The sequence below is a fragment of the Pseudomonas sp. B6001 genome (genome assembly GCF_013386015.1).
GTDB lineage: Bacteria > Pseudomonadota > Gammaproteobacteria > Pseudomonadales > Pseudomonadaceae > Aquipseudomonas.
The window spans coordinates 16,183-28,222 of record NZ_JACAOX010000046.1 but is presented as its reverse complement, the minus strand read 5'-3'; the positions used below and the strand labels follow the sequence as shown (position 1 = coordinate 28,222).

Below are 12,040 nucleotides of genomic sequence, written 5' to 3'. Positions count from 1 at the left end.
CAATGAGGCTAATGAGGGTTAGTCCAGAGCGGATTGGCATAGTTTCATGACAAAAAGTGGCCATCCTTTCGCCTTCAGTGGGTTAAAAGTCACAACGACCATCAAAAATAAAAAAGTTCCCTTCATTAAAAAAAGAATTCAGAATTGCCCCGACTGTTGCCGAGAGCCTCGATTCAAGCGCTCTGGCACCGCGATAGACCGGCTATTTGCGAGGTAAGCAATGAGCACTGCACACATGACCCGTCCGCCACAGACCCTCTACGTCACCATTCGCCGCGATGAATTGCGCCAGTTGAAAAACGAGCGCGACCAACTGCAGCAGGAAGTCATGCGTTTGCGCTCGCACCTGCAGGGCCAGCTCAATCAGCCGTCCGGCACCCAGCCCGCACTTTGCTGAACGTGGGCTGAACGAACCGTTCAGGAATAACTCACGAAGTTTTCACATCCCCCTCCCGATACTCCCGCCGAATAGGGCCGCGCTACGTGCGCAGGCCCTCTGTTTGCGTGCATCCCTGCGCGTTGACACTGAAATTATCGGGTTGGAGCGCTGGATGGCGATGTTCAAACGCAGCACTACGTCTGCGAAAGGTTTTGATTGGGCCGGCCTCGGCTGGATGTTTCTGTTCTTCTGGTATTTCTCGGGCATTACCCAACTGCTGATCCAACTGACCGGCACCTCCGGCTTCAGTGGTTTCCGCCAGGCATTCTTCATGAGCGCCCTGTGGCTGGCGCCGATGCTGTTGTTCCCGCGTCGCGCGCGCCTGGTGGCGGGGTTGATTGGCGTGGTGCTGTGGGCCTGTTCCATGGCCAGCCTGGGTTATTTCTTCATCTACCAGCAGGAATTCTCTCAAAGCGTCATCTTCATCATGTTCGAGTCGAACATCTCTGAAGCCGGCGAATACGCCACCCAATACTTTGCCTGGTGGATCGTGCTGGCGTTTATTGCCCACACCGCCATGGCCGTTTTCCTATGGACCCGCGTGCGCCCGGTGTACCTGCCACGTGGCCAGGCCATGCTGGCGGCTGCCGCAATCGTGATTGCCATCGTCGGCTACCCGCTGGTCAAGCAGATCGCCAAGAGCGAGACCATGGAACTGGCCATCGACCGCTTCGAAACCCGTATCGAGCCGGCAGTGCCATGGCAGATGATCGTCGCCTACCGCCGCTACACCGAACAACTGGATAACATGCAAGGCATGCTGACCAGCGCCAGCAAGATCCCGCCCCTGACCAACCTCAAGGACAGCATGGCCGGCCAGCCGTCGACCCTGGTGCTGGTGATCGGCGAGTCCACCAACCGCCAGCGCATGAGCCTGTATGGCTACCCGCGCAACACCACGCCGGAACTGGACAAGCTGCGGGACCAACTGGCGGTGTTCGACAACGTCATTACCCCGCGCCCGTACACCATCGAGGCGCTGCAACAGGTGCTGACCTTCGCTGACGAAGAAAACCCGGACCTGTACCTCAAGACCCCGTCCATCGTCAGCGTGATGAAGCAGGCCGGCTACAAGACCTTCTGGATCACCAACCAGCAGACCATGACCAAGCGCAACACCATGCTCACGACCTTCTCCGAACAGGCCGACGAGCAGGTGTACCTGAACAACAACCGCAACCAGAATGCGCGCCAGTATGACGGCGACGTGCTGGAGCCGTTTGCCAAGGCCATGTCCGACACCGCCGAACGCAAATTCATCGTGGTGCACCTGCTGGGTACCCACATGAGCTACCAGTACCGCTACCCGCCGACCTTCGACAAGTTCACCGACCGCCAGGGTGTGCCTGAGGGGGTCAGCGACGCACAGTTGCCGACCTACAACAGCTATGACAATGCGGTGCTGTACAACGATTTCGTGGTGTCGAGCCTGATCAAGGACTACGCCAAGACCGATCCGAACGGTTTCCTGCTGTACCTTTCCGACCACGGCGAAGACGTGTTCGATTCGGCCGGCCACAACACCCTGGGCCGTAACGAAGGCAAACCGACAGCACCGATGTACACCATTCCGTTCATGGCCTACGCATCACCCAAGTGGCGTGAAAGCCATGACTGGAGTTTTGCCGGTGACTTGCAGCGCCCTTACACCAGCTCGCAGCTGATCCATACCTGGGCCGACATGGCCGGGTTGAGCTTCGACGAACTGGACCACAGCAAGAGCCTGGTCAGTGACAGCTTCAAGCCTCGGCCACGGATGATTGGCGACCCGTATGCACGCCAGCAAAAACCGCTGATTGATTTCAGCCTGATCAAGCCCAAGCCAGACGCCGTCAACGTGGTCGTCAAGTAGCTTGAATCGCCCGGGTTTCATCCGCGCAAAGCGGTGAAACCCGATTTGGCGGCAACGTTAAGATAATAATTATTCTCGTTTAGCGCTAAAGTTCCCCGCCTCCTTTCGTCTTTGAGCCAATGGCATTTTTCATAGACGACAAGGAGTTCGCCGCGATGTTCGCGCCTATTACCCGTTCCATGACCTTGACCCTGGGCCTCTTCAGCGTGGTGCTGAGCCCGGACCTGCTGGCCGAAAACGACCCCGACCAGGAATCCCAAGCGCCGGCCAAAGCCCTGGAACTGGGCAGCACCAGCATCACCGCCGAAGGCCTTGGCGCCAACACCGAACACACCGGTGCCTACACCACAGGCTCAATGGGCACCGCCACCCGGTTGAACCTGTCCATCAAGGAAACCCCGCAGTCAGTCTCGGTGATCACCCGCCAGCAGATGGACGACTTCAACCTCAACACCCTGACCGAAGTGATGCGCCAGACCACCGGCGTGGTGGTGCAGCACCTGGACTCCGACCGGGTCGGCTATTCCTCGCGCGGCTACGGCATCACCAACTTCCAGATTGACGGCATGCTCAACACCTTCGGCCGCATGAAGTCCGATGCCGACACCATCATCTACGACCGGGTCGAAGTGGTCCGCGGCGCCACCGGCCTGACCACCGGCGCCGGCGACCCCTCGGCCACGGTCAATATGGTGCGCAAACGTCCGACCGCACAGTGGCAGGCCAAGACAGGCGTCAGTGGCGGCTCCCACGACAATTACTACAGCTACCTGGACGTTGGCGGCCCCCTGGCGTTTGATGGGCGCCTGCGCGGCCGCACGGTGCTCGCCTACCGTGACACCCAGTCCTACCGCGACAACTACGCGCTGCAACGGGAAGTCGGCTACGGCATCCTCGAAGGCGACCTGACCGACGACACGGTGCTGGCGGTGAGCTTCGATTACCAGAACAAGCATGTGCAGGGCACCGCGTGGGGCACCTTGCCCTACTGGAACAGCGACGGCAGCAAAGCCAGGCTGCCCCGCTCCGCCAACATCGCGGCCCACTGGAGTTCCTGGCCGCTGAAAGATGAAACCACCTTCGCTACCCTCGACCACCGCCTGGCGGGTGACTGGCACCTGAAGGCCGCCTATACCCACCGTGAAAGCGACACCGACGGCAAGGTCTATTACGGCGGCTCAGGCTTCCCGAATGCCGACCGCAGCGGCATGACCGCCTGGACCAGCCACATGCTCGGCACCTCGAAAATGGACGTGGTCGACTTGAACCTGTCCGGGTCCTATGCCCTGCTGGGTCATGAGCACGAATTGATGGTGGGTTACGGCGAGTCCGAGCAGCGTGACGCTTCGCCACACCTGCGCAGCGGTACGGTGCCGAAGGACTACACCAGCATCGACGATTGGAAACACATGGGCGGGATCGGCAAATTCCCCGACACCAACACCGGCCTCAAGGGCGAACAAGGCAGCACCCGCCAAAAGGCCGGCTACCTGGCCACCCGCCTGAGCCTGACCGATCGCCTGCATGCGGTATTGGGCAGCCGCTACGGCAGTTGGGAGATCGAGAGCACCACCTACAACTACAACAGGGACACTGACCAGTTCCTCGGTACGTCAAAATCCAGCCAGACCCACAACGACATGTGGACACCCTACGCCGGCCTGCTCTACGACCTGACCCCGGAGTACACCGTCTACGCCAGCTACACCGATATCTTCAACCCGCAGGAAGAACGCACCGCCAGCAAGCAATACCTGGAGCCGGTGGTAGGCAGCAACTATGAAGTGGGCATCAAGGGCAGCCTGCTGGAAGAGCGCCTGAACCTGGCGGCCGCGTACTTCTGGAGCAAACAGGACAACGTCGCGGAACTGGACAGTTTGACCCCACCGGATCCGGAGACCGGCGAGCAGTTCTTCACATCCGGCGGCAAAGGCAACAAGGTTCAGGGTTTCGAGGTAGAGGTGTCCGGAGAGGTGCGCCCCGACTGGAACCTGACCGCCGGATACACCTACACCCACTCCCTGAACGGGGACAAGCAGCGCAATAACACCCACCTGCCGCTGAACCTGCTGCGCGTGTCCACGGCCTACCGCCTGCCCGGCGAATGGCACGCGCTGACGGTCGGCGGCGCGGTGAATTGGCAAAGCGACTTCTACGACTTCGCCTATCGCCCGGTTGGCCGGGACACCAATGGAGCCCTGATCAGGGAGCGCACCCGGATCACCCAGCAGGCCTATACCGTGGTCAACCTGATGTCGCGCTATGAGTTCGATGACCACTTGTCGGCGTCACTTAATATCAACAACCTATTTGATAAAAAATATTACGAGCGCGTCGGCTTCTATAACGGCGTGTATTGGGGAGACCCGCGCTCTATCAGCGTTGCACTGGACTGGAAGCTCTGAATTCATCGCTGCTAAAGATTGGAAGTTAACGAAATCGTTAACTTTCGGTCAGCGCGAGGTTAACCCTTACTTAATATCATTGGCCCACAGTCTCCCCATCCCGCCGCTGATGACAACGCGCGGACCCAACACACTTACTGAGACACTGCCATGAAATTTTCGACTGTTATCCTTGCCGGCCTGATGACCATGACTTCCGTAGCCGCCTTTGCAGAAGGCGGCTCAGAGCGTTCGAAGGAGTTCTACAACAACTTCACCTTCGTTCAGGAACAGACTCACGGTGCTGCCCAGCAAACCGCAATGGCTGACGGCAAGACCGAAAAGCCGGCAACGGCCGACCAAACTACCAACACACCGAACAGCTGATTTACCCGCAATACCTGTGCTATTCCGCTCTGATAGCCAAGGTCAATTTGGCGCCACTTGCTGGCGCCTTTTTTTGCCTTTAATTAAATAAACATTAATTAAAGCGGCTTGCTCCAGAACAACATCCGGCCATGTTGCGGATCAAATACCGAATCATCAAACCCAAACTTTCGATACGCCGACTGCGCCACGGCGTTGCCTTCAAGCACCTCGAGGGTGATCTTGCAGCAACCGCGCTGGCGAGCAATTTCCTCGACCTTTTGCAGCATCTTCTGACTCAGCCCCAGGCCACGGAATTGATCCATCACCACCACGTCGTGCACGTTGACCAGCGGGCGGCAGGCAAAGGTGGAAAACCCTTCAAAGCAGTTCACCAGGCCGGCCGGCGTACCGCCGACAAAGGCCAGCACACTGAACGCGTGGGCACGCTTGGCCAGCTCTGCCGGCAGTTGCTGCAAGCGGTCGGCCGGCAGGCTGTGGCCACCGCCCATGGGGTCTTCGGCGTAATGATTGAGCACCAGGCCAATGGCCTCGGCGTGTACCGGATTGGTGTAGCTGGCTTGCAGCACCAGGATGTCTGCGCTGTCCATTTCCTTCCTCGTTGACGGTGCGACAGGGACTCGGTCCCCATAAAAGGGCTCGATTGTAAGCGTGGTGCAGGCATTAGATGAAGGAGATTAACTACATTTGCCCGCGTGAAAGCGCGCCAGGCTCGCCAAACCGTGCCAGTTGCATCTCCTGCAGGCGGCTCAGGGTGCGGCGGAATGGAAACTCCAGGTAACCCTCGGTGTAGAGGCTTTCCAGCGGCACCCGGGCCTCGATGTACAGCGGCACCTTGCGGTCGTAGCACTCGTCCACCAGCGCGATGAAACGCCGGACGCTGTCGTCATGCACCGACAGTTCCGGCAGTTCCCGGTCCCCGGCGTCCACCCGTTCGGCAGCGTCTTCGGTGCCACGAGCGATTCGTCCCGGGCGCTTTTGCGCGCTGAGGTTGGGCACCTCGCCGAGCAAAATGGCCTTGAACCGATCACACAGCAGCATGAAATCCATCGCCGCCAACGGCTGCTCACACAGGTCGGCGTAGCAACACCACAGCACGGTTTCACTGGACTGCACTGCCACGATGGAGCGGTAGCCGACCGCAACCGGGGCGCTGCTCACTGCCTGCCCGGCGCTCAACTGGCGAAACACCTCGGCCAACGCGTCGGGCTGGTCGACCCAGTAACGCTGCAGTGCGGTGCCCGGGTGCAGCCGATGATCCTCCCCGCCATCGACTGCCACCACCCGCATATGCTGTTTGATCGCCTCGATTCCCGGCAGGAAACGATCCCGGTTGAAACCGTCGGCGTACAGCTGGTCCGGTGGCTGGTTGGACGTGCAGACCATCACCACGCCTTCCTCGAACATCACCTGGAACAGCCGGCCGAGGATGATGGCGTCACCAATGTCGTTGACAAACAACTCATCGAAACACAGCACCCGCACTTCCCGGCTCAGTTCGCGGGCCAGGGCCTGCAAGGGATCGTGGGTGCCCGTGAGCTGGAATGAACGCTGGTGCACCCAGCCCATGAAGTGATGAAAATGCTGGCGCCGCGCTGGCACTCCCAGGCTTTGGTAGAACTGGTCCATCAGCCAGGTCTTGCCCCGGCCGACCGGGCCCCACAGGTACACCCCGGTGATGGGCCCATGGCCGTGGTGCAAGGCCTGATGGCAGTCCTGCAGGGCTTGCACCGCCTCACGCTGGGCGTCGTCGGGGACAAAACCCTGTTCGGTGATGGCGTGCTGATAGGCGGCAAGTGGCGAGTCGAAAGTCATGCCCGGCAGTATGCCATGACGGCTACAGGGAAATATCCAATCGGGCAATCTTGCCGTGTTCATTGAGGCGGAAGGTATAGCGCAGCTCCAGCGGGCTGCCGGGAAAGCTGCCGGTGATCAGGTTGCTGACCAGCACCTTGCCCGTGCGGTGCTGCACATTCAGCACCTGGACCCTGGGCTGGTAACGACGCCCCGTGTCTTCCATCCAGCGGGCGATGGCGGCGGTACCGACCCGGTGCTCGCCTTCGTCGAACACGTTGGCATCTTCGGCGAAACAGTCGGCCACCAGCGAGGTGTCGCCGGCATTCGCCGCGGCAATGTAGGTTGCAATAGCCGGGGCCAGTTCAGGGGTGGGTTGGGACATGGTAACAGCTCCTTTTTAGTGATTTATGGAGCCATCCTAAAGCAGCGTTGTGTCAGTTCTTGTCAGGAGTGAACGGCCCGGATTCGTTCTGTTCCATCAGCTTGCGCCAGCCCCGCAACCAATCGCTGCGGCGCCCCGGATACCGTTCACCTTGCAGGCGCGCGGCGGCCACTCGGTCGGTGCGGAAGGTGCGATAGGCCCCACGCAATTCACACCACGCGACGATCACCCGCACTTCGTTGAGAAAGCCCAGGGCCAGGGGCCAGATCAGGCGCTGGCTGGCGGTCTGGCTGGCATCGGCGTAGTCGATGTGCAGCTTGGCCTGGCCGCGAATGGCCTCGCGGAACACATTCAACGGCACGCGGTTTTCCGGGTAGCCGAAGCCTGGCGGGCCCGGCAGCACCGTCGGATTGCGCAAGGCTTCCTGGGCAGCCGGGTCAAGCACGTCGGCGATCTTTGCAAGCGCATTGGCCGCCGCCTGGCTCAGTACGTCATCACCGCGCTGGTCGACATACCGCAAGCCCAGCACGATGGCTTCGGTCTCGTCGGCATTGAGCATCAGCGGCGGCAGAAACAGGCCCGCACGCAGCACATAGCCCACGCCCGCCTCGCCGTAGATCGGTGCGCCCAACGCGGTCAGTTCGGCGATATCGCGGTACAGCGTGCGCTCGGAAATCTCCAGTTCTGCCGCCAGCACGGCGGCCGTCACCGGGCGCTTTTTGCCCCGCAGGACTTGCAACAAGGTCAACAGACGACTGGTACGCGACACGTTGATCATGCTCGAAAAAGAAAGGTGGCGCAGCTTAGCAGAGGCCTCCGTCAGAAAGTGTCAGGAGCAGGCACCCTTCCCTTCAGCCGCCAAAAAAGCCCCTTGACGAAATATATGACTCGCATCATATTTAATAGATGTTGCGAAACATTTAAACCAACCACAGCGTCAGGAGTTTCGGTATGCGCAATAAAGTCTTTGGCCGTCGCAGCGGCCTGCGGGTTTCAGAGCTGGTCCTGGGTACCGCCAATTTCGGCACAGGCTGGGGCCACGGCGCCGAGCGCGACGAGTCCAAGCGAATCTACGACGGCTATCTGGAGGCCGGCGGAAACTTCCTCGATACCGCCAACGGCTACCAGTTCGGCCAATCGGAAGTGCTGCTCGGCGAGTTCATTGCCTCGGAACGCGACCGCTTGGTGATCGCCAGCAAATACACCCTGCGCACCCAGCCTCAAGACGAAGGCACCCTCAAGCTTGGCAACAACCGCAAGAACATGGTGCGCGCCGTCGAAGAAAGCCTGAAACGCTTGAACACCGACCACATCGACCTGTTCTGGGCGCATATCAGCGACAACGTCACGCCGATGGAAGAGATCCTGCGGGGTTTTGATGACCTGGTGCGTGCCGGCAAGATCCACTACGCCGGGCTGTCCAACTTCCCCGCCTGGCGCATTGCCCGCGCCGACCTGCTCGCTGAAGTGCGCGGCTTTGCACCCCTGGTAGCGATCCAGACCGAATACAGCCTGACCGAACGCACCGCTGACCGCGAGCTGCTGCCCATGGCCGAGGCCCTGGGCCTGGCCGCGACTTTATGGTCACCGCTGGGGGGTGGTTTTCTGACCGGGAAGTACCGCAACAGCCAGGACGATACCCGCGCCAGCAAGCTGGGGATTTTGGTCCACGCTGAAAAAAGCGCACGGGAAACCGCAGTGCTCGACACCCTGCTGGCGGTTGCCGGTGAACTGGACGCCACGCCGACTCACATCGCCATCGCCTGGCTACGGGAAAAGGCCCGTCGTTCTACCACCGCGCTGATCCCGATCCTGGGGCCGCGTACCCGCGAACAGCTGGACGGCACCCTGGGTGCGTTGAGTGTGCAACTCTCGGCTGAGCAAGTGGCCCGCCTGGATGCTGCCAGCGCGATACCGCTGGGCGTGCCCCACGAGATGATCGCGGAGCGCTTCCCACGTTATACGGACGATGATGCCCAAGACCTGCGCTGGCCGCCGGTTATCTAAGACCCGTTGTGGCGAGGGAGCTTGCTCCCGCTGGGCTGCGTAGTGGCCCCAAAATCTTGGGAGCGCTGCGCACTCCAGCGGGAGCAAGCTCCCTCGCCACAGATGCAGTACTCAGCCTCAGTTAAGCGAGGCTTTTGCTCACCACTTCAAACACATCGCTGGACAGCTCGCCCGAAGCGCGAATCCGCTCCAGCTCGCCTTTCATCAGCGCCTGCCGCGCGCTGTCGTACTTGCGCCAGCGGGTCAACGGTGCCAATTGCCGCGAAGCAATCTGGGGGTTGAAGCCATTCAACTGGATCACCAGGTCCGCCAGGAACCGATAACCCGAACCATCCGCCGCGTGGAAGTTGATCAGGTTCTGCCCGGCAAACGCGCCCACCAGTGCCCGCACCTTGTTCGGGTTCTTGATGTTGAACGCAGGGTGCTGCATCAACGTCTTGACCCGCTCCAGCGCGCCCGGCAAACCACTGCCCGCCTGCACGCTGAACCACTGGTCCATGACCAGCGGGTTGTCCTTGAAGTTCTCGGCAAACACCGCCAGCGCCTTGGCTTTCTCTTCTTCGAACGGCGAGTTGACCAGCACCGCCAGGGCCGTCAGGCGCTCGGTCATGTTGTCGCACGCGTCGAACTGTTCAAGGGTCGCCGCCAGCACTTCCGGCTTGCCGCTGAGCATCAGGTACGACAGCGCAATGTTCTGCAAGGCGCGACGGGCAAAGTGTTCCGCCTCGGCCACGTACGGGGTTTTCTTCGACAGGTCGCGATTGGCCTGGTAACGCAGCCACAGGCCCTCGAACAGGTTGTCGGCCAACTGCTTGCGAGCAAACTCGCGGGCCGCGTGGATGGCGTCGACATCCGCCACTTCGCTGATTTCAGTCAGGTAGGCTTCGCTCGGCAGCGAGAGCATCTCGGCGACCATCGCCTGGTCCAGGCTTTCGTCGCTCAATACGCTGCGCAGTGCAGTGATCAGGCGTTGATCCAGCACCAGCGCCTTGCCCTGCTGATGTTGGGCGATCAGCTCCTGCAACACCTGCACCGACAGCTGCTGGCCGGCGTCCCAGCGATTGAAGCCATCGCTGTCGTGCTGCATCAGGAACATCAGTTGGTCGCGGTTATACGGGAAGCTCAGCTTCACCGGCGCCGAGAAGCCACGCAGCAGCGACGGCAGCGGGTGCTCGGCGATGTCGACAAAGGTGAAGGTCTGTTCGGCTTCGGTCACCGAGATCACGCGGGACGTGGCGCCGGCAGCGGTTTCACCGGCCAGGCGCAAGGCGATGCCCGCGCCCTTCCCGTCCAGCAGGCCCAGCTCAACCGGAATCACGAACGGCAGTTTTTCCACCTTGTCCGGGGTTTCCGGGCAGCTTTGACGGAAGGTCAGGCTGTAGGTTTTAGCCGCCGCGTCGTAGGACTCGCTCACCGCCAGGCGTGGCGTACCGGCCTGGCTGTACCAGCGCTTGAACTGGGTCAGGTCAGCGCCGTTGGCGTCTTCCATGGCCTTGATGAAGTCATCGCAGGTCACAGCCTGGCCGTCGTGGCGTTCGAAGTACAGGTCGCTGCCTTTGCGGAACCCTTCGGCGCCGAGCAAGGTTTGGATCATACGGACGACTTCCGAGCCCTTTTCGTACACGGTCAGGGTGTAGAAGTTGGAGATCTCGATAAAGCCGTCCGGACGCACGGCGTGGGCCATGGGGCCGGCATCTTCGGCGAACTGGTGAGTGCGCAGATAAGCCACGTCCTGGATGCGCTTGACGGTGGCCGAATTCATGTCGGCAGAGAACTGCGAATCACGGAACACCGTGAAGCCTTCCTTCAGCGACAGCTGGAACCAGTCGCGGCAAGTCACGCGGTTGCCCGACCAGTTGTGGAAGTATTCGTGGGCAACGATCGCCTCGACTCGCTGGTGCGCGGCGTCGGTGGCGGTTTCGGCACGGGCCAGCACGGCGCTGGAGTTGAAGATGTTGAGGCCCTTGTTTTCCATGGCGCCCATGTTGAAGTCGTTGACCGCGACGATCATGAAGATGTCGAGGTCGTACTCACGGCCATAGACTTCCTCGTCCCAGCGCATGGATTTCTTCAGGCTGTTCATGGCGTGCTGGCACTTGTCGATGTTTTCCGGCTCGACATAGATACGCAGCGCCACGGTGCGCTCGGTCATGGTGGTGAAGGTGTCTTCGACACACCACAAATCACCGGCCACCAGTGCAAACAGGTACGCCGGCTTCTTGAACGGATCTTCCCAGGTCGCCCAGTGCCGGCCGTCTTCGCCAGGGCCGGAAGCAATCGGGTTGCCGTTGGACAGCAACACCGGGTAGCTGTGTTGCTCGGCGATCACCGTGGTGGTGAACACGCTCATCACGTCCGGACGGTCGAGGTAATAGGTGATCTTGCGGAAACCCTCGGCCTCGCACTGGGTGCAGAACATGCCGCCGGATTTGTACAGGCCTTCCAGGGCGGTGTTGGTTTCCGGGTGGATCTTCACCGTGGTGTCGAGGGTGAAGGTCGCGCTGGTGGGGTGCACGGTCAGGTGGCTGTCGCTCAACTGGTAGTCGGCGTCGGTCAGTTCCTGGTCGGCCAGGTTCACCGACAGCAGCTCCAACTGCTGCCCGTCCAGCACCAGCGGCGGCAAGCCGGCGCCGCGCTCGGGGTTGCGGCGCATCACCAGCTGCGCGTGGACCAGGCTATGGTCCTCGAACAACTCGAAGGTCAGGTGCGTCTCGTCGATCAGGTAATCCGGCGCCTGATAGTCCTTCAGGTAAATCATCTTCGGCTGTTCGGTGCGCATGTCTGTCGTCCTT

10 protein-coding genes are annotated in these 12,040 nt (G+C 60.8%); 5 read left to right on the top strand and 5 right to left on the bottom strand.

Features of this window, described 5'->3' with window-relative positions; all coding sequences use genetic code 11:
* The first annotated feature begins 220 nt into the window (after window positions 1–220).
* The 4 genes from HX821_RS30110 to HX821_RS30095 all read left to right on the top strand — a co-directional run bounded on the left by HX821_RS30110 (window position 221) and on the right by HX821_RS30095 (window position 5,062).
* Window positions 221–397 (top strand): DUF6026 family protein, encoded by a 177-nt coding sequence (locus HX821_RS30110; protein ID WP_023658901.1) that lies wholly within the window; start codon window positions 221–223, stop codon window positions 395–397.
* 154 nt (window positions 398–551) lie between these two features.
* The gene (locus tag HX821_RS30105) at window positions 552–2,291 is read left to right on the top strand and encodes a phosphoethanolamine transferase CptA (RefSeq protein WP_087694370.1); all 1,740 of its coding nucleotides are present in this window, start codon (window positions 552–554) and stop codon (window positions 2,289–2,291) included.
* Window positions 2,292–2,446: 155 nt separating this feature from the next.
* On the top strand, window positions 2,447–4,696 hold the full coding sequence (locus HX821_RS30100; protein WP_177037257.1) for a TonB-dependent siderophore receptor: 2,250 nt from the start codon (window positions 2,447–2,449) through the stop codon (window positions 4,694–4,696).
* A 150-nt stretch (window positions 4,697–4,846) separates the two neighbouring features.
* Window positions 4,847–5,062, top strand: coding sequence for a hypothetical protein (locus HX821_RS30095; protein ID WP_003217916.1), 216 nt, complete (start codon window positions 4,847–4,849; stop codon window positions 5,060–5,062).
* 98 nt (window positions 5,063–5,160) lie between these two features.
* On the opposite strand, the gene HX821_RS30090 is transcribed toward HX821_RS30095, so the two are convergent.
* The 4 genes from HX821_RS30090 to HX821_RS30075 form a co-directional block, all read right to left on the bottom strand.
* Entirely contained in the window at window positions 5,161–5,652 is a 492-nt protein-coding gene (locus HX821_RS30090) for a GNAT family N-acetyltransferase (protein WP_008432012.1), read from the bottom strand.
* Between the two features lie 91 nt (window positions 5,653–5,743).
* The gene (gene zapE, locus HX821_RS30085) at window positions 5,744–6,877 is read right to left on the bottom strand and encodes a cell division protein ZapE (RefSeq protein WP_177037255.1); all 1,134 of its coding nucleotides are present in this window, start codon (window positions 6,875–6,877) and stop codon (window positions 5,744–5,746) included.
* A 22-nt stretch (window positions 6,878–6,899) separates the two neighbouring features.
* The gene (locus tag HX821_RS30080) at window positions 6,900–7,241 is read right to left on the bottom strand and encodes a nuclear transport factor 2 family protein (protein WP_008432007.1); all 342 of its coding nucleotides are present in this window, start codon (window positions 7,239–7,241) and stop codon (window positions 6,900–6,902) included.
* A gap of 52 nt (window positions 7,242–7,293) precedes the next feature.
* Window positions 7,294–8,010, bottom strand: a complete 717-nt coding sequence (locus HX821_RS30075; RefSeq protein ID WP_032898885.1) for a YafY family protein — start codon at window positions 8,008–8,010, stop codon at window positions 7,294–7,296.
* A gap of 182 nt (window positions 8,011–8,192) precedes the next feature.
* Here HX821_RS30075 and HX821_RS30070 point away from each other — a divergent pair, with 182 nt between their 5' ends.
* Window positions 8,193–9,248: an aldo/keto reductase gene (locus HX821_RS30070; protein ID WP_177037253.1), complete on the top strand. Its 1,056-nt coding sequence runs from the start codon at window positions 8,193–8,195 to the stop codon at window positions 9,246–9,248.
* 121 nt (window positions 9,249–9,369) lie between these two features.
* On the opposite strand, the gene pepN is transcribed toward HX821_RS30070, so the two are convergent.
* Window positions 9,370–12,027 carry an aminopeptidase N gene (pepN, locus tag HX821_RS30065; protein ID WP_177037251.1) on the bottom strand — a complete coding sequence of 886 codons (2,658 nt, stop codon included), beginning with the start codon at window positions 12,025–12,027 and terminating at the stop codon, window positions 9,370–9,372.
* Window positions 12,028–12,040 lie beyond the last annotated feature (13 nt).

Bases quoted from the DNA above. Each gene is read 5' to 3' on its own strand.
- HX821_RS30110 (WP_023658901.1), top strand. From the start codon at position 221: ATGAGCACTGCACACATGACCCGTCCGCCACAGACCCTCTACGTCACC.
- HX821_RS30105 (WP_087694370.1), top strand. From the start codon at position 552: ATGGCGATGTTCAAACGCAGCACTACGTCTGCGAAAGGTTTTGATTGG.
- HX821_RS30100 (WP_177037257.1), top strand. From the start codon at position 2,447: ATGTTCGCGCCTATTACCCGTTCCATGACCTTGACCCTGGGCCTCTTC.
- HX821_RS30095 (WP_003217916.1), top strand. From the start codon at position 4,847: ATGAAATTTTCGACTGTTATCCTTGCCGGCCTGATGACCATGACTTCC.
- HX821_RS30090 (WP_008432012.1), bottom strand. From the start codon at position 5,652: ATGGACAGCGCAGACATCCTGGTGCTGCAAGCCAGCTACACCAATCCG.
- zapE (WP_177037255.1), bottom strand. From the start codon at position 6,877: ATGACTTTCGACTCGCCACTTGCCGCCTATCAGCACGCCATCACCGAA.
- HX821_RS30080 (WP_008432007.1), bottom strand. From the start codon at position 7,241: ATGTCCCAACCCACCCCTGAACTGGCCCCGGCTATTGCAACCTACATT.
- HX821_RS30070 (WP_177037253.1), top strand. From the start codon at position 8,193: ATGCGCAATAAAGTCTTTGGCCGTCGCAGCGGCCTGCGGGTTTCAGAG.
- pepN (WP_177037251.1), bottom strand. From the start codon at position 12,027: ATGCGCACCGAACAGCCGAAGATGATTTACCTGAAGGACTATCAGGCG.